The organism is Pseudoalteromonas sp. SG43-7 (assembly GCF_014164295.1).
GTDB classification, from domain to species: Bacteria; Pseudomonadota; Gammaproteobacteria; order Enterobacterales; family Alteromonadaceae; genus Pseudoalteromonas; species Pseudoalteromonas rhizosphaerae.
In genome coordinates this window covers 1-20842 of the sequence record NZ_JACJEY010000024.1, presented here as the reverse complement: position 1 = coordinate 20842, position 20842 = coordinate 1, and the positions used below count along the sequence as shown (strand labels likewise).

19 protein-coding genes and 1 tRNA gene are annotated in these 20842 nt (G+C 40.6%); 11 read left to right on the top strand and 9 right to left on the bottom strand.

Annotated elements, in window-relative coordinates; all coding sequences use genetic code 11:
• Positions 1-49: 49 nt before the first annotated feature.
• From H5200_RS12330 to H5200_RS12310, 5 genes are all read left to right on the top strand, one after another.
• On the top strand, positions 50-604 hold the full coding sequence (locus H5200_RS12330; RefSeq protein ID WP_149983018.1) for an elongation factor P hydroxylase: 555 nt from the start codon (positions 50-52) through the stop codon (positions 602-604).
• A complete protein-coding gene (locus H5200_RS12325; protein WP_182740106.1) occupies positions 594-1709 on the top strand; it encodes an ATP-NAD kinase family protein in 1116 nt (371 codons plus the stop codon). The genes H5200_RS12330 and H5200_RS12325 overlap by 11 nt, the downstream gene beginning before the upstream one ends.
• A gap of 36 nt (positions 1710-1745) precedes the next feature.
• On the top strand, positions 1746-2021 hold the full coding sequence (locus H5200_RS12320) for a YfcL family protein (RefSeq protein ID WP_145240403.1): 276 nt from the start codon (positions 1746-1748) through the stop codon (positions 2019-2021).
• A gap of 162 nt (positions 2022-2183) precedes the next feature.
• On the top strand, positions 2184-3743 hold the full coding sequence (locus tag H5200_RS12315) for an AbgT family transporter (protein ID WP_182761596.1): 1560 nt from the start codon (positions 2184-2186) through the stop codon (positions 3741-3743).
• Positions 3744-3896: 153 nt separating this feature from the next.
• Positions 3897-5210, top strand: coding sequence for an AarF/ABC1/UbiB kinase family protein (locus H5200_RS12310; protein ID WP_149983015.1), 1314 nt, complete (start codon positions 3897-3899; stop codon positions 5208-5210).
• A 160-nt stretch (positions 5211-5370) separates the two neighbouring features.
• Here the strand turns inward: H5200_RS12310 and H5200_RS12305 are convergent, their stop codons facing one another.
• From H5200_RS12305 to H5200_RS12290, 4 genes are all read right to left on the bottom strand, one after another.
• Positions 5371-7218, bottom strand: a complete 1848-nt coding sequence (locus H5200_RS12305) for a DEAD/DEAH box helicase (RefSeq protein WP_145240410.1) — start codon at positions 7216-7218, stop codon at positions 5371-5373.
• 160 nt (positions 7219-7378) lie between these two features.
• On the bottom strand, positions 7379-7642 hold the full coding sequence (locus tag H5200_RS12300; protein ID WP_149983014.1) for a GrxA family glutaredoxin: 264 nt from the start codon (positions 7640-7642) through the stop codon (positions 7379-7381).
• 139 nt (positions 7643-7781) lie between these two features.
• The gene (locus H5200_RS12295; RefSeq protein ID WP_182718629.1) at positions 7782-9860 is read right to left on the bottom strand and encodes a TonB-dependent siderophore receptor; all 2079 of its coding nucleotides are present in this window, start codon (positions 9858-9860) and stop codon (positions 7782-7784) included.
• Positions 9861-9983: 123 nt separating this feature from the next.
• A complete protein-coding gene (locus H5200_RS12290) occupies positions 9984-10481 on the bottom strand; it encodes a TlpA disulfide reductase family protein (RefSeq protein WP_145240416.1) in 498 nt (165 codons plus the stop codon).
• A 286-nt stretch (positions 10482-10767) separates the two neighbouring features.
• Between H5200_RS12290 and H5200_RS12285 the strand changes: the two genes are divergently transcribed.
• Positions 10768-11214 (top strand): Hsp20 family protein, encoded by a 447-nt coding sequence (locus H5200_RS12285; RefSeq protein ID WP_145240418.1) that lies wholly within the window; start codon positions 10768-10770, stop codon positions 11212-11214.
• Positions 11215-11354: 140 nt separating this feature from the next.
• Here H5200_RS12285 and H5200_RS12280 read toward each other — a convergent pair whose 3' ends face one another.
• From H5200_RS12280 to H5200_RS12265, 4 genes are all read right to left on the bottom strand, one after another.
• Positions 11355-11897: a hypothetical protein gene (locus H5200_RS12280; RefSeq protein WP_145240420.1), complete on the bottom strand. Its 543-nt coding sequence runs from the start codon at positions 11895-11897 to the stop codon at positions 11355-11357.
• Positions 11894-13027, bottom strand: a complete 1134-nt coding sequence (locus H5200_RS12275) for a peptidylprolyl isomerase (protein ID WP_259399208.1) — start codon at positions 13025-13027, stop codon at positions 11894-11896. The genes H5200_RS12280 and H5200_RS12275 overlap by 4 nt, the downstream gene beginning before the upstream one ends.
• Before the next feature lie 56 nt (positions 13028-13083).
• A complete protein-coding gene (locus tag H5200_RS12270) occupies positions 13084-14097 on the bottom strand; it encodes a phospholipase (protein WP_182718632.1) in 1014 nt (337 codons plus the stop codon).
• Positions 14098-14212: 115 nt separating this feature from the next.
• Complete coding sequence (locus H5200_RS12265) at positions 14213-15766, bottom strand: cryptochrome/photolyase family protein (protein ID WP_182758339.1); 1554 nt, start codon at positions 15764-15766, stop codon at positions 14213-14215.
• 111 nt (positions 15767-15877) lie between these two features.
• On the opposite strand from H5200_RS12265, the gene H5200_RS12260 reads away from it, so the two are divergent.
• Positions 15878-16690, top strand: a complete 813-nt coding sequence (locus tag H5200_RS12260; protein WP_182718633.1) for a hypothetical protein — start codon at positions 15878-15880, stop codon at positions 16688-16690.
• Positions 16691-16707: 17 nt separating this feature from the next.
• On the opposite strand, the gene H5200_RS12255 is transcribed toward H5200_RS12260, so the two are convergent.
• Entirely contained in the window at positions 16708-17055 is a 348-nt protein-coding gene (locus tag H5200_RS12255; protein ID WP_182740117.1) for a globin, read from the bottom strand.
• Between the two features lie 718 nt (positions 17056-17773).
• Here H5200_RS12255 and H5200_RS12250 point away from each other — a divergent pair.
• The 4 genes from H5200_RS12250 to H5200_RS12235 all read left to right on the top strand — a co-directional run.
• Positions 17774-17850: transfer RNA gene (locus H5200_RS12250), tRNA-Met, on the top strand.
• 320 nt (positions 17851-18170) lie between these two features.
• Positions 18171-18626: a ribosome maturation factor RimP gene (rimP, locus tag H5200_RS12245; protein WP_145240432.1), complete on the top strand. Its 456-nt coding sequence runs from the start codon at positions 18171-18173 to the stop codon at positions 18624-18626.
• A gap of 38 nt (positions 18627-18664) precedes the next feature.
• Positions 18665-20164 (top strand): transcription termination factor NusA, encoded by a 1500-nt coding sequence (gene nusA / locus H5200_RS12240; RefSeq protein ID WP_145240434.1) that lies wholly within the window; start codon positions 18665-18667, stop codon positions 20162-20164.
• Between the two features lie 25 nt (positions 20165-20189).
• Positions 20190-20842 (top strand): translation initiation factor IF-2 associated domain-containing protein (locus tag H5200_RS12235; RefSeq protein ID WP_182761595.1); only part of this gene is annotated, 653 nt, incomplete at its 3' end.

Below are 20842 nucleotides of genomic sequence, written 5' to 3'. Positions count from 1 at the left end.
TTTAATGTGCATTTGTTGCATTTTACCGAGGCGAATTAATCAGACTTTTATGCATCAAATAGCCGATTTAACATCTATTTTTGAACGCACTTTTTACCACAGCCATAATACACGCTTGGTCAAAGGTGAGCATGAGCCTATTTATATTCCCGCTGATGTTAAAACGCCGTATCATCAAATTGTGTTTGCCCATGGTTTTTATGCCAGTGCACTGCACGAAATAGCTCATTGGCTAGTGGCGGGTGATAAACGTCGTTTACTCGAAGATTACGGTTATTGGTATTGCCCAGATGGCCGTGATAAAGCTCAGCAAGCAGAATTTGAAGCCGTTGAAGTAAAACCGCAAGCAATCGAGTGGGCGTTGAGTGTTGCTACAGGTTTTGAGTTTAATGTTTCGGTTGATAATTTAAATGGTGAGCAAACCTGTCGTTTTGATTTTCAGGCGCGAGTACACAAGCAACTTTTACAGTTACTAAAAATAGGCTTTAATCCTCGGACTACTGCACTTTTAAAAGCATTAAGCGAATTTTACAATACGCCATGGCCATTGAATGCCGGGCAGTTTGTATGGCAACATCCTCAGGAGTTAAGTAATGCAGTTTAAGTTAGGACTAATTGTAAACCCAGTTGCTGGTTTAGGTGGCAGTGTGGCGCTCAAAGGTAGTGATGGTGTTGCGGCTAAAGCTCTGGCGCTTGGCGCTGAGCCAAAAGCTAATTTACGCACTAAAGCAGCGCTTGAGGTGTTATTGCCTTATCAAGATAAAATAACAATTTATACTGTTAATCACTCAATGGGTGAAAGCACCGCGGCAGATCTTGGTTTTAATACCGAAGTTGTGTATCAAAGCGAGCACCCCAGTAGTGCAGATGATACTGAGCGTGCAGCCAAGGTATTGCAACAGCTAGGTGTTGATTTAATTTTATTTGCTGGTGGCGATGGCACTGCGCGTAATATTTGTCATGCGGTTGAAGATAGCTTACCGGCACTGGGCATTCCTGCCGGCTGTAAAATTCATTCAGGGGTTTATGCAATCACGCCAAAGGCCGCAGGGCGGGTAGTCGAAATGCTGGTCAAAGGTGAACTAGTTACCTTAGGCGATGCCGATGTGATGGATATTGACGAAGATGCGTTTCGTCAAGGCACAGTTAAAGCAAAACGTTATGGTGAAATGCAAGTACCCAGTGAAGTACGTTATGTACAAGCGGTAAAAAATGGCGGTAAAGAAACCGACGAGCTGGTACTTGCTGATATTGCCGCCTATGTCGTCAGTGAAATGGATGAAGATACGTTATATGTAATGGGCAGTGGCTCAACAGTTGCAGCTATTATGCAAGAAATGGGGCTTGAAAATACCTTATTAGGTGTTGATTTAGTTGCAGATCAAAGCTTAATTGCGCAAGATCTTACAGCTGAACAATTATTAGCGATGACCCATCAGCGCGACACTAAATTAGTGATCACGCTAATTGGTGGCCAAGGCCATATTTTTGGCCGTGGCAATCAACAGTTAAGCCCAGCACTTATTCGCGCGATAGGGCTGGATAATATTATTGTGGTGGCTACCAAAACTAAATTACAGGCTTTAAACGGCCGCCCGCTCATTTGCGATACAGGCGATAGTGAGCTGGATGATGAATTAAGCGGTTATATTCGTGTAACCTGCGGATTTAACGACCATATTATGTATGCAGTAGGCCATCAAGATTGATTGGTAGAAGACCCTGCAAAATCAGGAGAAGTAGAAGTGAGTTTAGTAAATTATATTGACGCAGCCCAACAGTATTTTGATGACTTAGTGATCAAAGCCACTGATGATGAGTTATTTGCCGGTGGTTATTTACGAGGCCATTTTGATTTAGCAGTAGGCTATGCGCAAGTTGAAGAGCTTAATCTTGAAATAGATGAGCTCAATGAAACCGTTGAAAAAAGTTTAGTGAAAGCGTATCGCAATGGTGAGCTTAACGAAGAAGATAAAGCCCTAGTAGTAAGATTATGGGAAGAAGTAAAAGCACTCGCTTAAAAGACTAAATAAAAAGTTATTTAAAAAAACGGCAATAGTGCCGTTTTTTTGTGCATTGAGCCTATTTAGTTCCTATAAAATGTATTTTCTGTTCACTTAAAATTTACCTCATTCCCTAGATACGCTAAAGTACCACTGACTAAACTCTAGGGAACAAGTGAAATGAATAATAATAAAGATGTGGCAATGCCCTCGGGCATAGTTGCGCGATTTTTAAATTTTGTTGAGCGGGTAGGAAATAAACTGCCTGATCCGGCAATCATCTTTTTGTTTGCCATGTTACTAATTTGGCTACTGTCGTGGTGGTTCTCAGGTGTTACTTTTGACGCTATCGACCCTCGTACCGGTGAAGCCATTATTATTAATAATATGTTGGCGAGTGATTCGTTAGCGACCTTTTTATCATCAATGGTAAAAACTTTTACCGGTTTTGCACCGTTAGGTGTGGTGTTAGTGGCCATGCTGGGTGTAGGGGTTGCTGAACATTCTGGCTTTATTAATACTGGCCTTAAGTTAATGTTAAAGGTGACACCTAAAAAACTTTTAACACCGTCAATTATTTTAGTCGCCATCGTCAGCCATACAGCAACCGATGCAGGTTATGTGTTAGTCATTCCGTTAGCTGGTGTTATATTTTATGCAGCAGGGCGCCATCCATTGGCGGGTATTGCGGCGGCATTTGCGGGAGTCAGTGGTGGCTTTGGTGCAAACTTTATTCCGTCGGGGATTGATCCACTACTGCAAAGCTTTACCCAAAGTGCGGCGCAAATTATTAACCCCGCGATGTCGATTAACCCATTAAATAACTGGGCGTTTACCTCGGCTTCAAGTTTATTCATTATTTTATTAGGCTGGTACATCACCGATAAAATCATTGAACCACGGTTAAAAAATACCGAATTAGATGGTAATAAAGAAGATTTACCTGCATTTGAAGATGCCCGTAGCGACGAAAAACGCGCGTTTTTTATTGCAAGTACAGTGATGATTGCAGGTCTTGCGTTATTAGCCTATGTGTCAGCCCCTGCGGACTCTGCAATGCGAAGCGAAGATGGCTCTTTAACTAATTTTCGCTCGCCTTTAATGCAATCTATCGTACCGCTAATTTTCCTACTGTTTTGGATACCTGGTGCAGTGTATGGTTTTACCGTTGGCACCTTTAAAAGCTCTAAAGATATGATAGATGCCATGAGTAAAGCAATGGGCGGCATGGCGTATTATATTGTAATGGCGTTCTTTTGTGCCTTGTTTATTGCTGCATTTAGTAAATCAAACTTGGGAGCTCTGCTGGCAATTGAAGGCGCGCAGCTGTTAAAAGCCATGCAGTTACCAAGTGCGGTGACTGTTGTCGGTATCATCTTTTTAACTGGTTTTGTAAACTTGTTTGTTGGCTCAAGTTCAGCAAAGTGGGCGCTACTGGGCCCGGTGTTTGTGCCTATGTTAATGCAGTTAGGTATCTCGCCAGATTTAACTCAAGCGGCTTATCGCGTGGGCGATTCTAGTTCAAACATCATCACTCCTTTAATGCCGTATTTCCCATTAGTTGTGGTGTACTGCCAAAAATACGTCAAAGGCACGGGCATTGGCACGCTTATCGCGATGATGCTGCCATATTCAATCGCTTTTATGATTGGCTGGAGCTTATTTTTACTCGGTTACTGGGCACTGGGTATCCCGCTTGGATTAGACGCAAGTTACGTGTACCCAGCAGTCGCGCCTTAATAAAGCACGGCTAAATATTTATGTGTAAAAACCTCGTCATTATAATGGCGAGGTTTTTTTGTGGTTAGTTTTATCCAGCCAGTTGTCAATTCGATCGTATACCCAGCTTGGTACGTATAAACCGGTAAATATATTCGTTAACTAGGTTTTAGTATGGCCAATGAACGCGCTGTTCCTACATCTCGATTTTCACGCTTTGCAAAGTTAGGCTCATTAGCAACCAGTGTCGCGAGTAATATGTTATTTGAGGGAGCCAAAAGTACTCTTTCAGGAAAGGGTTGGGATAATAAAAGCTTATTACTGCAGCCTAAAAACATAAAAAATCTAGCGACAGAACTATCACACTTACGCGGTGCGGCAATGAAATTAGGGCAGCTACTGTCAATGGATGCTGGGGATCTACTCAGTCCAGAGCTTGCTCAATTACTTGCATTACTTCGATCAGACGCTAACCCCATGCCACATAAACAACTCATTACTGTATTAAAAGAGCAGTGGGGAGATGACTGGTTATCGCGTTTTTCACATATTGAGCTTAGGCCATTTGCTGCCGCTTCTATTGGTCAAGTGCATTTGGCCTACCATGAAAACGGCGAGCAATTAGCTGTAAAAATTCAATACCCGGGGATCGCAAAAAGTGTGGTCAGTGATGTTGATAATGTTATATCGCTGCTTACACTGTCTCGTTTACTACCTAAAGATCTTGATATCAAGCCACTCGTCGCAGAGGCTAAAATACAATTATTAGCGGAAGCTGATTATCACCGTGAAGCGCAGTATTTATTACGTTATAAAAATGCATTGGCAAATAACCGACACTTTATTGTTCCTAACGTCTATAAAGAGCACAGTACTAAACAAATATTAACGATGCAGTATATTGAGGCTCAGCCTATAGAGGGAATTACCGATCTACCCAAAGCAGAGCAAAGCTTTGTGGCACAGCAACTTATTGCGTTATTTTTTAAAGAAATGTTTGAATTTAGACTGATACAAACAGATCCAAACTTTGCTAATTTTCATTATCAACCAGCCACACAAAAAATCGTTTTATTTGATTTTGGGGCAACCCGTGAGATTTCGCCTCAGTTGAGCCAAGCTTATCTAGCTTTATTTAAAGCAGGCAGTGAGAATAATCGTGATGGGGTATTAAATGCGGCCACTCAGATTGGTTATTTTAAAGATACATTGCGTGACAGTTATAAAGATAATGTTATAGAGCTATTTTTAATGGCGTGTGAGCCACTGCGTCACGATGGTGATTTTGATTTTAAAAATAGTCAACTGGCAGCAAATATTAAAGATGCTGGGTTGCAACTTAGTGCACAAGCACAGCAATGGCATACACCACCAGTGGATGCATTATTTATTCACCGTAAACTTGCTGGTTTATATTTGATTGCGGCTCGCTTAGAAGCAAAAATAGATGTTAGAGCGTTATTTATGCCAATTTTATTAAAAACATGATTATTTTAGCGAATTCAAATACTCATTCATTCAATGCAATTGCTATCAACGAATATTGTGACTTCACAAAATCTTCCCCTCACGAATATTTACTTTATTCCAAACACAAAAAAACCTTGTCACTTTCGTGGCAAGGTTTTTTTTATTAAAGAGTCGTTGCTTATTTAGCTGTGAAGCTTACTGGGCGACGTTCTTTACGAGGACCGCTACGCTTATCACCGCGTGCACTGTCATCTTTGTTAAAGCTGCGTTTTTTGTCACCTGATGGACGCTCAGAGCGTTCAGCACGTGGTTCAGCAGGACCTTGATCTTGTGTTAATGTTAAGCCCATTGGACGTTTACAAATAAACACTTTTTGGAAATGATCAAGTACATCTTTAGGCATGTTTTGCGGTAATTGAACCGTACTGTGATTGTCGTGTAAACGAATATCACCAATAAACTTGCTTGAGATGTCAGCTTCGTTAGCGATAGCGCCAACAATGTTCTTAACTTGAACACCATGTTCACGACCTACTTCGATACGGTAAGTATCCATAGGGCCTGCATCACGGCTATTACGTTCACGTGGTTTAGCATCACGGTCACGTGCAGGGCGTTCGCTGCGTTCATTACGACGACCACGGTCACCACGATCATTACGCTCACGTGGGTTACGGTCATTACGTTCGCTACGCTCACGTTGTTGGATCTTAACTTCTTCAACCTTAATTGGTGATTGTTGCTGTGCTAAACACAGTAACGCACCTGCTAGGTCTTCAGGAGCAAGTTCAAGCTTTTGCGCCATATTAGCTGCTACTTCATTAAAGAAAGTAATATCTTTATTTTCAAGCGCAATAGCTAATTTAGCTTGTAACGCTTCGATACGTTTTTCTTCAACAACTTTTGCAGTTGGTAGTTCAACTTGTACAATATCTGAATTCGTATGACGAATGATATTTTTAAGTAAATAACGTTCGTTATGTTTTACGAAAAGAATCGCTTTACCAGTACGACCAGCACGACCTGTACGGCCAATACGGTGAACATAAGCTTCAGAATCTTGTGGGATATCGTAGTTGATAACAAGGCTTAAACGGTCAACATCTAGACCACGTGCTGCAACGTCTGTTGCGATAACAACGTTTAGCATGCCACTTTTTAAGCGTTCTACTGTGCGTTCACGTGCTTGCTGGTTCATGTCACCGTTAAGTGGAGCTGCAGAGAAACCTTCGCGCTCTAATAATTCAGCAAGTTGTACTGTATCGTTACGTGTACGTACGAAAACAATCGCGCCTTCATATTGTTCAGCTTCTAAAAAGCGAACAATCGCTTTATTCTTGTGTACGCTGGCATTCCAAAATACTTGCTCAACAGATGATACTGTTGAGTTACGCGCAGATATATGAACCTGTTCAGGGTTATTCATATATTTGCTGCTGATGTTTTGAATTTGCTTAGGCATGGTCGCAGAGAAAAGACATGTTTGCTTTTCGCGCGGCGTTTTTTCCATGATGTTTTCAACATCATCGATAAAGCCCATACGTAACATTTCATCGGCTTCATCAAGTACAAGAGCTTGTAAGCTGTCAAACTTGATAGTGCCACGGTTAATATGATCGATTAAGCGACCTGGAGTAGCGACAATAACTTGCGCGCCACGACGAAGTGCACTTAATTGGATACTGTAGCTCTGGCCACCATAAAGTGCCAATACTTCAATACCACGAACATGTTTAGCATATTGTTCGAATGCCTCAGCTACTTGGATCGCAAGCTCACGGGTTGGTGTGAGTACAAGGATCTGCGGCTGCTTCACAGACGGGTCAATATTATTAAGTAATGGCAGTGCAAATGCTGCGGTTTTACCTGTACCCGTTTGAGCTAGTCCCAGTACGTCCTTTCTTTCTAGCAATAACGGTATACATTGAGCTTGGATTTCAGATGGTGTCTTGTAACCCAACTCTTCAACTGCCTTCAAAATTGCAGGAGAAAGATTTAGAGATTCAAACGTGACTGGTTCTGACATTAATACGCCTCAACGAATTTAAAGAGGCGCGCATTGTATAGGATTTACGAGGCAAATGCTTGTATAAATTGAAACTAATTTGTATGTAGTTGATGTTGGTCATAATTTAATCAATTTGATTGTGGGTAAATCAAATTGATTAACAAATTTTATACAGAACTTATTGATAAAGTCCAAGATTCTCTTTAGCGTAAGCTTCAAACTCAGTGAAACCACCGATGTGTGCTTGGTCAATAAAGATTTGTGGCACGGTTGGGCAAGGCTTACCTGCTGATTGTTCTAAATCGGCTTTACTCACGCCTTCTTTAATAATATCAACATAACGATATTTAAAATCATCACGTTCATTTGCTAGTTTTTCAGCAACATCTTTAGCACGTACACAATAAGGGCAGCCTTCACGGCCAAAAATTACAGTTAACATATCGCTCTCCTCGATTTTATTTACATTCATCTTAACTAATTGAGAAAAAATAAACAGCGTAAAAAAACGATTGATGAATTCTATTTTAATGATTACATACACCTTTAATCAATATTAAAGGTGTATGTGGGGTGGCTAATTAAAACTTAACACTAAAGCCAATTGAAGGGCGCATTTCAAAATCATCCTCGTTTTCTTTGATAATTAAATCATTAGTCGAGGTTACTTTCTGATAATCTAAATCAATGCTACTGGTGTTTGCTTGGCCGTAGGCGTTCATTAATTCTAAAATTAACACACCGTCTAAGCCCCAAAAGTCGGTTTGACGTTCAAAACGAAGATCAAGCCGATGATAAACATCGAAACGCTCAGAAAATGGATCACCATATTGTGGTAAAAAACGTCCTTCGAATTCGGAATTTTCTGTGACGCCAACAATCGGGGTGTAAGCTTGACCGCTGCGGGCAGTAAAGTTAAAGCCGCCTTGCCATTTTTCACTGATTTGGTAATTAAACACCATGTTGACAACTAAAGGGGTATCAGCGTAATAATCCCGAGTGATATTTTGGCGTTGGTCAGTACGTTCACTTTTGGCATAACTAACTGCAAGCCAGCCATACCATTTATCAGTTTTATTTTTGTTTATTAATAGATCAACACCGTAAGCTCGCCCAGTTACATCATTACTGTAACGAATTGCTGCATCGGAATAATTGTTTAATGCCAACGGTAAATCGTCCATGGTTTTGTAATACCCTTCAATAGACCATGTCCATTCATCGGCAAGTTCTTGTGCAAAACCCAAACTGCTGTGTTTTGAGGTTTGCGAACGTAAATTCGGGTTGCCGTGTTCAGGCAATAGAGTGTCAATATCTTGCATGCGATTATAATGCCCGTATTTAGCATTGATGCTATTGTGATTATTAATAAAGTAGCTAAGCGCAAGGCGCGGCATCACAAAATCTTCATCAGTGTAATCATTGCTTTGATATTGCACGCCGACTTCGCTTTGCCATTGTTCGTTAATAACCCAAACATGGCTAACACCAACAAAGAACTTATCAAGGGCTAGCTTGTCTTTACCCGTTATTCGCTCACCTTTGTTTAGATCGCAATCAGGATCGAGCTCGGTACAAAGATATTGAAAACTATCGTAACTGTAAGTACTGTCGTTATCAAAATAGGCGGCATCAAACACCAGTTGCTGGGCTTTAGTAACACGCCAATTTAATCGTCCTTTATAAGTGATTTGCTTTTGTTGTTCTTCATCAAAATAGCCATCACTTAGCGTGGCACGTTTAGCGTATTCCAATCGGCCAGAATGTTCGAGCGAACCAACGCCTAAGCGTAAATGAAAGTCTTTATTAAAGTGATCCCATAAAATACTTTGGCTGGTAAATTCACGAATAAAATCAGCATCGCCTTGATACTCAGGATTTTTTAGTGAAAGTTCAGCGCGTTGATTAAAGCCTGCTGCAACCGAGTCTTTTGCGCCTGTAAATGACACTGTTAGGGCGTTTTGATTGTTTATATCCCAGATCCATTTGCCTTGGTAATCATGATCATCTGGGGGATCATTGATGGTGATACCACTGAGTTCACCATCGTCGTTTTCAAGCTCTTCACCTTTAGAGAAGAACAGTGGTAATGTACTTTTACGTGCTGATAAATAAAACGCGGTGTTCTGCGTGAGTTGCCCTTCAACAAAGACACCGGCATTAAACATTGTAAGATCAAGCGTGGTAGTAATCGGTTGATATTTAGGATTACGCAGTGTTACGTCAAATACGGCACCGGTGGCGTTGCTGTAACTGGTGCCATAGCCGGCTGAGTAAAGTTGAAAATCTTGAATAATGTACTTGTTGAAAATAGAACTGCCGAAATCATGAAAAATATAGCCTGCAGGCATAAAATCCACTTCAAACAAATTATCATCGGGCGATGAGCCACGTACCGCCGGTTCACTCATTGAGCCGCCAGCGGCGACAACGCCTGGTAATGCAAATACTGCCCGCAGTGGATCGCCCATAGCACCGGGCATAGTGATCAGTTTTTCAGTATTTTCGGTTATTTCACTGGTAATGCTACTGCGTTTATAAACGGTTTCAAGACGCTCTATTATTTCTTCATTAGCATCAACGTTGGCGTGCGTTAAAAATGGCAAACACAACGCCAGTGGCGTTAAACGGTAAAGTGATGGCAAGCAGGTGGCTAACATGATTCTTCCATGGTTATGAGTAAGTGTGACTGCGACCTATAGTAATGAGAAAATATATAAAAATACGTAGTAAACTGTACGAAAATGTAGGCAAATGTAGGGAGGTGTTACAAGCTGTTACATTTAGTTTTGAGCTCTGATAGTAATACCTAATTGGCTTGAATAGCCCATTGAGCGTGCGGTTATTCGCAGTTGTTGATCAATTACATAGTAAGTAGGAAAGGCGCTGATTTTATAATTACTCTGGGTATTTTTATCGCCTAGTAAAATGGGCATTGTGAGTTTAAGTTCACTAACAAACTGCGCAACTGCTTGTTCATTTTTATAATCAAGTGCAATGCCAATGGCGTTGATATTAGAATCAACCAATGCCGCTTCTAGGTTTGGCATACTGTAACGACAGATTGTGCACCATGGCGCAAAAAAATAAACCACGGTGGTGTTACCTTTGAGCATCGCAATATCAATACGTTGTTCGCTGTCATTGAGCACAGGTAAATTAAAATATGGAGCAGGGCTGCTATCTGAGCTGAGTAAATTGCGTTGCTGATATGTAGTCACTACAAAAAACACCACAACTAACATAATTATATTGAGCAGCAAACTCGTTACTTTTTTCATATCGACCTCTAAAGCTAATTCCCCTTATTACTATTTAAAGACTTGAAAAGCAAACTTTGAGTCCTCACTTTATTGAGTAGGCAAAAAGAGATTTTGAAAAAAATAAAACTTTTTTCAAAAATAATCTTGAAAACAATTTTGCCGTCCATATATAGTTTAGTGAGGACGCCTGATGGGTCCCAACTAAACATAAGTAATTGAAATTTATATTATTAATTAAACTTTGCTTGCGCTTGTTCAACCGAAAAGCACATGCAAAATATCGCTTAAATATGAGGATATTATTATGCGTACAGTAGATTTATCACCACTTTATCGTTCATTCATTGGCTTCGATCATTTAGCATCTTTAATGGATGCGGCCGCTCGCACTGACAAGCAGCCAAGTTTTCCTCCGTATAACATTGAAGCACTCGATAAAGACAAATATCGCATTACTATGGCTGTTGCCGGTTTTAGTGATAATGAGCTGACGATAGAGTCAGAAAATAACACCTTAAAAGTTGCTGGCATTAAAGCCAATAAAGATGACAGCGCAGAGCGCAAATTTATTCATCAAGGCATTGCTGAGCGCAACTTTGAACGCAAATTCCAGCTAGGTGACCACGTTAAAGTACTCGGCGCTGATTTAGCCAATGGGCTACTTAGTATCGACTTGCAACGCGAGATCCCTGAAGCACTTAAACCACGTAAAATTGAAATTGGCAGTGGTAACTTGCTAGAAGGTAAATAACCATCCCTTTGACAGTGTTTTTCCCCTAATTTACTTGTTATTTTTAGTAGCCGCCTCAGTTGAGGCGGCTTTTTTAGCTTTGCTTAAACATCGGGTCCGCTTAGCGCACCATTAATCGCAGATGATTAATGATGCTGTGTTCAGTTTGTATCTTTACTTTTTAATTTGGCTTGCATGTCTTTTAAGGCGGCAATTTTATCAATAGCAACTTGCAGCTGCCGTTGAGGGAGGCCTTTTTGACGGCCTTTTTCGAGCAAGCTTTCAAGGTTAGTTATTTTTTGTTGAGCAGCTATTACAAAGCGTTGCTCGAGCTGAGTTTGCTGCTGTTTATGAAAATCGAGGTAAGCTTGATGATCGGTTAAGTCGCCTTGAAACTGACTCGCACTGATTGGATTTTTTGCGATGACAGGCAAGTAACTCGGTGTAGTAATGGGCGGCAGTTGTTGACTGGCATCAGTATTTTTTAATGAGGTGTGACTATCAATCGCCGCTTCAGCAGTCATATCTGGATTAATAGCTGTCGGTGCCGACGCATTATTTATTTGTGGTGCGGGCGTTACTGGCGTTAAATCATCAGCAGCGCGGATGGGAGCTATTTCACGTTTTCGCTCTGTTGTTAAATTTATTACTAAAAAACCTAAACAAGCGACGCCTGTAATTATGTAGATAGCTTTTTTATTCATAGTTTTACTGCATTTTGTTGTTGCCAAGCCAGCCAATTTTGCTGATAGCGTTGCTGCGCTTTTTGTATTGCGATGGCTTTTTTAGCTTGATAGCGAACCGTTTCGTCAGTAGCGCTAAAGTAGTTATACTGATGGTTATTACTAATTATGACGACCCATAGACCTTCAGGTGAGCGCATCACCGCAGATAATTCTTCTGCTTTTAGCGTATAAGCCAGTTGCACAGCCCAATTACTTTTATTTTTGCGAGTTAGTTTATTGTGATACTTAGCATAAATGTCGGTTTGCTGTGATATATATAATGCATCTGTAAAAGAGCTTGCTTGTACTGTGTTTCTAAAGCGAACCGCTTGCTCTCGCTCAGTAAACGCAGCGCCGTAAGCTGTCACTTCACTAAGGTATTTAAAGCGCGCTTTATTTGCCTGATAATAATTTTTTATTTCTTTATCGGATATTTGTTGTTCAAGACTGTCGAGTATTGGGCTTTGAACGTGCATCATGTCTTTAATACCTAGCCAACTTTGAATCGAAGGCCTTAAAATATCGCCTTTTGCTAGTTCTTCTAGGTGCGCGATACTGATCCCTTGCTTTAAAAGTAATGGCGTTGCTTTTAAAAGCAACGCCTCAAATTGTTGCTTTTTTATCACTTCAGTTTTGAATAAGTCACTTTCACCTTGGTGCAGTCGAAAGCGTACTTGCATAGATAAAGGGGCTATAAACTCATAAAGATTGACGGCGGTTGTAAAGAGACCTCTGAGCTCAGTGCGCTGCATTTTATTGATTTGTTCAGCGTTGTATTGGCCATCAGCAGGGTAGCTAGGCAATACTTTGAGCAGCCACTGGGCATTATATTGTGTGAGATTACTTCCTTTAACATAGGATGTTGATAAATTGAGTTGCCTGTCAAATATGTTCATTAAATAGCGCTCAACATGGTACTGCGTGCTAAAGCCTACCGCAGATTGACGTTCAAGCAGCTCAGGCATATGTTGTTCTGCTTGATATAATAAAAATTGATTTTCAAACATATGTTTACGAACGTCTTTGCGACTAATGTTGGCATTGTGTTGTTGATAAACTTGCTGCATTAAACGCACTTCAGCAGCGCTATATTGGTTAAATGATGCCATTGTTAGGCTGCTATAAAGCAGTCCTAACAATAACAAAATACAACTGCTCAGCGCTTTCATTGGCGTACGACCATGGCATGATTAAGTAGGTGCACAACCATGGCAATCGCATGTGGGATCACTTGTTTTGCCGTATTTAAGCGGTCGTAATGGTCTTGTGAATTAAGCACAATACCGCCTTGAGCATAAGAAAAAGCGCCACCTTGTGTCAGTAAAGGGCGTACGTCTTGACTGTTTATATCCAGTGCTGAAAATGTTTGCATGGCTTGTGTAATAAGGGCAGAGTCATTGAGTTGTTCCTGATCATAGTAGTCTTTTACCCAGCTTTCCCAGCTTGAATGATTGAGATCAGATGTGGTCCAAGTATGGTGTGGTTGTAGTAAGTCAGTTGTATGGAAAACAAAACCTAACACTTGTGGGTTGCCACTTTGCAAATAGCTTTGATACCAGTATTGACCTAAATTATCAATTGGCTGAAAAGGCATTTCTTCAAAGTCATCGTACATGTTGTAATTTGATTGGCTGTCAATTCGGTAATTAGCTTCAGTAATACCATAGCTGTTGTACTTTGATGAATCGGCATTAAACCAGCCTGTTTCACCGCCTTGACCGTCATCAAGGTAGTCACCTTTTAACCAGCTTGAAGCCAAGTTATCAACGGTGCCCCATACCGTCAGTTTTTGGTAATTGTAGCCACCAAAGTCGTTACCGTGTTGATCAGCCCCTTGGGTATGGTTTTGGAAATGCCAATAGCTGGTATATTTAACAATACTCTCTGCTGCTCCCCATATTGGTGCTTGAACACATGACCCCGTTACAGCACCACAAAAGAAGGTGTCTTCAAAGTCATCCACATCATAGGCTGCTTGGCCTAGTACTTCGGCTAACTGGGTTACCGTCATATTATTTTGTTGAGCGTATTTGCTTAATGCCGAAAACTGTGTGCTGCTTGGGTGCTGCTGCATATAGTTCACTGCATCGATGACGATACGTTTATGTGTTTCTTGGCTAAATGCCTGTGCTTGGCTTGTACTGATCAGTAATAATGCCGTTAAAAACTGTTTTTTCATCGTGTTCTCATAGTGTTGTGGAGTAATTTCTAATATTAGAAAGTAGGGTAATTACACTATAATTACAAATTAATTAAACATTTAATTAACAATATTACCTGATATGATACTTCTGTTAGAGTTTTTCTATATTATTTAGGCACCATTGCGCTCGCTCTAAAATAGCGTGCTGTTGTGATGTATCTTGTTTTTGCCAATTTTTATAGACCATGCCAATACGTGGGTTACGAGCTAAGCGGGCTTCATGGGTGTGCATAAATTGCCAATATAAACTATTAAAAGGGCAAGCCGTGTCGTCACTTTTTTGTTTTACGTTATAGTGGCAGCTGGTGCAGTAATCACTCATTTTGTTTATGTAGTTACCGCTTGCGGCATACGGTTTTGTGGCGATTAGGCCGCCATCTGCAAATTGACTCATACCACGGGTGTTAGGCATTTCTACCCATTCAATGGCATCGATGTAAATGCCCAAATACCAGCTATCAACTTCATTTGGATCAATACCGGTTAATAAGCAAAAGTTTCCGGTGATCATTAAGCGTTGAATATGATGCGCGTAGGCGGTCTCTAAGCTCTGCGTGATTGCCTGTTTCATACAGTTCATTTTTGTTTTGCCACTCCAAAAATAATCTGGTAACAGACGAGCAGCCTCAAGTTCATTTTTACTCGCGTAATCAGGCATATTTTGCCAATAAATACCTCTTACATATTCTCGCCAACCTAAAATTTGCCTAATAAACCCCTCAACTTGGGCAAGCGTGATCTGTTCTTGCCGTGCCGCAAACTCAGCCAGTACTTGCTTAATAACTTGCATTGGGTGCAGCATTTTTGTGTTAAGTGCAAACGCGATACGACTATGATACAAGCTCCATTTGTATGAGCTCTGACAGGTCATCGCGTCTTGAAATTTTCCGAAACAGGGGAGTAGATGAGTGCAAAAGTAATCGAGTAATTGTTTTGCTTGAGCACGACTGGTTGGCCATAATAAAGTTGCTGAACAATGGCCAAGGGTATTTACCTGGTGTTTTTTTATGCGCTGTAAAATAGCTTCAATATTATTGGTAAATATTTTTGGTTCAGGGATAGCAGCTAAATCAGTTTTTTTTAATTTGTTACGATTGTCTTGGTCAAAGTTCCATTGCCCGCCTAGTGGAGCATTATCTTGCATCAATATGTCAAAGCGCTTGCGCATCATGCGATAAAAAAATTCCATTTTCACATGCTTATCTTTTTTAAAATGGTCGCTGATATCAGCAAAAGGTAATAAAAAATGTTCGCTGTCTGTGGCACTAACATTAAAGTCACTGCTGTTTGCAAACTCTTGCAGTTGAGTTTTTAATCTATACTCATCAGGATACTGATATTGGATTTGTTGACACTGATATTGCTTCGCCAAGCGTGTTAGTAATGAGGTAATGCATGCGTCATCGTGGGTATCATCGAGTGTTAAATGAAGCACATTTAATTGTGCTTGTTTGAGCGCAGTCGCAAAGTTCTCCATTGCCGCAAAAAACGCCGCTACCTTTTGTATATGGTGTTTTACATAATCTGTTTCTTGTTTTAATTCAGCAATGACATAAAGGTATTGTGTTTGATCCTCTTCTTTATACCAACTGTGATTGGCATTAAGTTGGTCGCCAAAAATAAATCTCAGAGTTTTATAGATCATTAATTTTGCTCAAAATTGTTTTATACGAATTAAATTGTCGATTAGATCGCATTTATTAATACTGATAGTCGTGGTATAGGTATTAATACGTAAACAAAGGAGTGTCGCCTTATGAATCAATATCAGTATGCTATTTGCAAATTTAAAATTGTTTTACCTTGTCTCATTGCACTTTGCCATGTTAGTTCTTTGCATGCCACAGTCTATCAGTGTGAAAAAAAAGGCGTCGTGGAATTTAGTCAATTTCCATGTGGTGATGATGCGAAACTAATCTCTGTAAAAGAGCAAAACCCAAGCTTATCTAGTCAGATTGTTGCTAATGAAAATATTGATACCTCGGGCGTTGATAGTTATATTCGGACTCGGCAAATTGATGCTGATATTCAACAGCATCAAGATAAAATTGATAGCTTAAGCGAGAAAATGAATCAGCAAATTGCCGCCTTAGGTGAGCAATCAGATGCGCAGTTAAATAATTTATCTGGTGCAAAAAAAGAAACTGCAATAGCTAATCAAATGACCAGTATTTCAGAGCGCTATAACGTTTTAATTGCACGTGAACAGCGGGATATTGATCGACTCTTAAAAGAAAAACACGCTTTGCCTGCGTCGAAAAACACGTCTGAAATTGACCAACAATCAACCCAGAGCAAAGGTATTGATTCGTTCATTCGGTCACAAGAAATCAAACGAGATGTTGAACAGCGACAATCAAAAATAGATACTTACCAAGCTCAAATGGATCGCCAAATAGCAGCCCTCGAAGCTCAGGCTAAAGAGCAACCTAATAACTTAACTGATGCGACTTTTGATAACTCCTTATCTAGAAAAATGAGTGCGTTAACATCAAAATATGCAACTTTAATCGATGTTGAACAGCACCAAATAGATCGTCTTCTACAAGAGTTAGCCAGTATAGAATAATGCATGTAGGTTATTTGTTATGAATTCACTTGCTGCTGCACGGACTTGTTAATTGCAACAATATTACTGGTATTAAATAAATAGCTTTTCACTATGCTGTTAAACATCCTGAGTGCATAACGCCACGCTTGTTCTAGGTTTAGCGTAAATTCTCGGCCCAAATGAATTTTTAGCGCAGCTATAAAAGCATCACATAATAAATCAACATCCTGACAAGTGAGGCCAGATTTACTTAGGTTGTTGGCATGATAATGAATAAAAGGTAATACAGACAATAAGCGATCTAAGTGGGTAATAGTGCGTTCCAATGAGCAATACAACAAATAACTTTTTTCACTTATTTCATCACTGCTAGGCCATTGCATTGTCAATGCATGACGTTTTAATTGCACATGAAAGGTAACAGTAAAACAGTGAAAGTTGGGTTTTATTATTGCGATACTTCATAATAACATTTTTTGATGATGAGCAGAAATACTCATAATAAGCCCTCTCTAAATAGCCTTAAATATGCAGATTGCCATTAAAAACTTAGTATAGACGCTGTGTAGGAAAGAGTGAGTAAATCGATGGAAATTGCGCGATAGCATGCTTTATTAATGCCAATAAGGCTAGGGCGTGTTGACCTTTGTGGATTGAAATTTGTTCAATCTAGGGGCGATTTAATCGCGGCGCGAGGTTTGTAACCTAGTGGGCTAAGTAAAAATCGAGCAACAAAGAGTTAATCGCCCCTAGGAAGAACCCTTTGGGCAGCGCATGTTTGGAATTTATACTGCGTTATCGCCTATTTATGGGGAACAACCACACTACATAGACTCTGCCTTGCCTAAATACCAAACATACTGCTGCAAAATTAATCACAAAAGGTCAACACGCCCTAGGGCCTTTATGTTGGTTTTTAAAAATCGCACTTGGTGTTCCGTTATAGCTAATTGTTCTGACCTATAATTTTGTACTTTATAATCTAGTCATTCTTTACCAGTTTTTGGTTGCTAATTCCGCCAAGCCTCTTTATAATAGCCGCCATTGTCTAGCTCACTTAATTAGCTGCTAGGCAAGTATCAGATATTTGATACAAGTTGGCGCGGGATGGAGCAGCCTGGTAGCTCGTCGGGCTCATAACCCGAAGGTCGTCGGTTCAAATCCGGCTCCCGCAACCAAGTTTTTGAGATAAGCCATTAATTTTATTAATGTTTCTCAATTCTTGAAGCCATACTTTTGAGTAGCGATTTTAGTTACTGATTTGAAGTCGCGCATTCTATGTAATGCGCGTTTTGCGTTTAAGCCTTTGGGTTTAATTTAGATGGTGTTAGCTATCCGCAACCAAGCTTGGCCCATGGCCACACAGTTTTATGCTTTAGGTGTGACGCCCCGCTTGGTTCGGGGCGTTGTTGTATCTGCACCTCTTGATTTTAAATCAAGGTATAAGCTAAGTATTTTAGGGCTATAAGCCCTTTTTTTGTTTGTATGGAGAATTTTCGTGACAAAACTTGAGCAAGATTTATTAACCATGCTTTCACCGTCAGTTGAAATGTTAGGCTTTGAATTACATGGTCTAGAGTTTGTGCAAGCGGGTCGCCATTCTACGCTTAGGGTCTATATCGATCACGAAGCGGGGATCTCGGTTGATAATTGTGCTGATGCAAGTCGTCAAATAAGCGCAATTTTAGATGTCGAAGACCCGATTACAAATGAATATGATTTGGAAGTATCGTCTCCTGGTGTTGATCGTCTATTATTCAAACAAGATCACTACGAGAAGGCACAAGGAGAGGAAGTACGCGTGCGTACTAAGCTTCCACAAGATGGTCGCCGTAATTTTAAAGGCGATCTAATAGCAGTTAGCAGTGATATGATCACACTTTCATATGACGGTACTGAGCAGTTAATTATGCTCAGTAACATTGAACGTGCGAACATCATCGCAAAGTTTTAATCCGAGTGCGAAGGAATAGGGCAAGCGAGGCATAACCCATGGCAAAAGAGATATTATTGGTTGCTGAAGCCGTTTCCAATGAGAAAGCGGTTCCAAAAGAAAAGATTTTCGAAGCGTTAGAGTTCGCATTAGCGACTGCGACTAAGAAAAAACATACTGGTGAAATTGAAGTACGCGTTGCAATTGACCGTAAAACAGGTGACTACGACACTTACCGTCGTTGGCAGATTGCTGCAGTACTTGAAGATGGCTCACTGGAAAACCCTTACAGCGAAATCACGTTAGAAGCGGCTCAGGTTGATGACCCAGATCTTAAGATTGGTGATTTCATCGAAGAGCAAATCGAGTCAATTAAATTTGACCGTATTACTACACAAATGGCGAAACAAGTAATCGTACAAAAAGTACGTGAAGCTGAGCGCGCACTTGTTGTAGAAGCTTATAAAGATCAACAAGGCGAGTTAGTAACAGGTGTTGTGAAAAAAGCAACGCGTGACGCAATCGTATTAGATTTAGGTAACAATGCTGAAGCGGTTATTTACCGTGATGACATGTTACCACGTGAAAACTTCCGTCCAGGCGATCGCATCCGTGGTTTACTTTATGAAGTAAAACCTGATGCTCGTGGTGCACAGTTATTTGTAACACGCTCTAAGCCAGAAATGCTGATGGAATTATTCCGCATTGAGGTGCCAGAAATTGGCGAAGAGATGATTGAACTACGTGCAGCGGCACGTGATCCAGGTTCACGTGCTAAAATCGCCGTGAAATCTAACGACAAACGTATCGACCCAATTGGTGCGTGTGTTGGTATGCGTGGTGCACGTGTACAAGCTGTTTCTACCGAATTAGGTGGTGAACGTGTTGATATCGTACTTTACGATGACAACCCAGCCCAGTTCGTTATTAATGCAATGTCACCTGCTGAAGTTGCTTCAATTGTAATGGATGAAGACACCCATTCAATGGATATCGCTGTTGAAGCTGATAACCTAGCACAAGCAATTGGTCGTAACGGTCAAAACGTACGTCTTGCTAGCCAGTTAACTGGTTGGGAACTAAACGTAATGACAGTTGAAGAGATGCGCGCTAAGAACGAAGCTGAATCTGATAAGTTAATTAACTTATTCACTGAAAACTTAGACATCGATGAAGACTTTGCAACATTACTTATCAACGAAGGTTTCTCAACCCTTGAAGAAGTTGCCTATGTGCCTGCGTCTGAGTTTTTAGAAATTGATGGTTTAGATGAAGATACTGTTGATTTGTTACGCTCACGTGCAAAAGATGCATTAACGACTAAAGCACTTAAAACAGAAGAAAGCCTTGATGGTGCAGAGCCTGCTGAAGACTTATTAGCACTTGAAGGGTTAGAGCGTCACCTTGCGTTTGTTATGGCAAGCAAAGGGGTTGTTACGCTAGAAGATTTAGCAGAGCAAGGTATTGATGAATTAGTCGATATCACAGAGCTTTCTCCAGAGAAAGCGGGTGAGCTAATTATGGCTGCGCGCAACATTTGTTGGTTCGCAGACGAGTAATTTATTAACGGAGGTATTAGAGACTATGGCAGAAGTAAATGTTGAAAAACTAGCCGGGGATATTGGTACAACTGTTGATAAATTGCTTCAACAATTATCGCAAGCCGGTATCACTAAGCAAGCGGGTGATAATGTAACTGAAGCAGAAAAAGCAACGTTACTTGATCACTTAAGCAAGCAACACGGCGGCACAGGCTCAGATGGCCCAGCGCGTATGACATTGCAACGTAAGAGCAAAAGCACATTAAGTGTTACGGGTTCTACAGGTCAAGCAAAGTCAGTACAAGTTGAAGTACGTAAAACACGTACTTACGTGAAGAAAAGCGCGGTTGAGCAAGAGCAAGAGCAAGCACGTATAGCAGCAGAAGAAGCCGCTCGTCGTGAACTTGAGCAACAAGCTGCAAAAGAAGCAGCTGAGCTTAAAGCAAAACAAGACGCAGAGCGTAAAGCCAAAGAAGAGGCTGACCGTAAAGTGAAAGAAGAAGCTAAACGTAAAGCAGATGCTGAACGTGTAGCAAAACAGAAGCAGATGACCCCAGAACAAACCGCGAAGTCTGAAAAAGATCGCGTTGAAGCTGAGCGTCTGCAAAAAGAAGCAGAAGAGGCCGCATTGAAGAAAGCTGAAGAAGAAGCGAAACGTCAAGCAGAAGAGGCAAGAAAGCTAGCAGAAGAAAATTC

Excerpts from the sequence above, each read along its gene's own strand:
- H5200_RS12290 (WP_145240416.1), bottom strand. The coding sequence starts at position 10,481 with ATGAAAAAAGTAACGAGTTTGCTGCTCAATATAATTATGTTAGTTGTG.
- H5200_RS12295 (WP_182718629.1), bottom strand. The coding sequence starts at position 9,860 with ATGTTAGCCACCTGCTTGCCATCACTTTACCGTTTAACGCCACTGGCG.
- H5200_RS12270 (WP_182718632.1), bottom strand. The coding sequence starts at position 14,097 with ATGAAAAAACAGTTTTTAACGGCATTATTACTGATCAGTACAAGCCAA.
- H5200_RS12315 (WP_182761596.1), top strand. The coding sequence starts at position 2,184 with ATGAATAATAATAAAGATGTGGCAATGCCCTCGGGCATAGTTGCGCGA.
- H5200_RS12275 (WP_259399208.1), bottom strand. The coding sequence starts at position 13,027 with ATGGCATCATTTAACCAATATAGCGCTGCTGAAGTGCGTTTAATGCAG.
- H5200_RS12260 (WP_182718633.1), top strand. The coding sequence starts at position 15,878 with ATGAATCAATATCAGTATGCTATTTGCAAATTTAAAATTGTTTTACCT.
- H5200_RS12305 (WP_145240410.1), bottom strand. The coding sequence starts at position 7,218 with ATGTCAGAACCAGTCACGTTTGAATCTCTAAATCTTTCTCCTGCAATT.
- H5200_RS12280 (WP_145240420.1), bottom strand. The coding sequence starts at position 11,897 with ATGAATAAAAAAGCTATCTACATAATTACAGGCGTCGCTTGTTTAGGT.
- H5200_RS12255 (WP_182740117.1), bottom strand. The coding sequence starts at position 17,055 with ATGCAATGGCCTAGCAGTGATGAAATAAGTGAAAAAAGTTATTTGTTG.
- H5200_RS12300 (WP_149983014.1), bottom strand. The coding sequence starts at position 7,642 with ATGTTAACTGTAATTTTTGGCCGTGAAGGCTGCCCTTATTGTGTACGT.
- H5200_RS12265 (WP_182758339.1), bottom strand. The coding sequence starts at position 15,766 with ATGATCTATAAAACTCTGAGATTTATTTTTGGCGACCAACTTAATGCC.
- H5200_RS12310 (WP_149983015.1), top strand. The coding sequence starts at position 3,897 with ATGGCCAATGAACGCGCTGTTCCTACATCTCGATTTTCACGCTTTGCA.
- H5200_RS12285 (WP_145240418.1), top strand. The coding sequence starts at position 10,768 with ATGCGTACAGTAGATTTATCACCACTTTATCGTTCATTCATTGGCTTC.
- H5200_RS12325 (WP_182740106.1), top strand. The coding sequence starts at position 594 with ATGCAGTTTAAGTTAGGACTAATTGTAAACCCAGTTGCTGGTTTAGGT.
- nusA (WP_145240434.1), top strand. The coding sequence starts at position 18,665 with ATGGCAAAAGAGATATTATTGGTTGCTGAAGCCGTTTCCAATGAGAAA.
- H5200_RS12330 (WP_149983018.1), top strand. The coding sequence starts at position 50 with ATGCATCAAATAGCCGATTTAACATCTATTTTTGAACGCACTTTTTAC.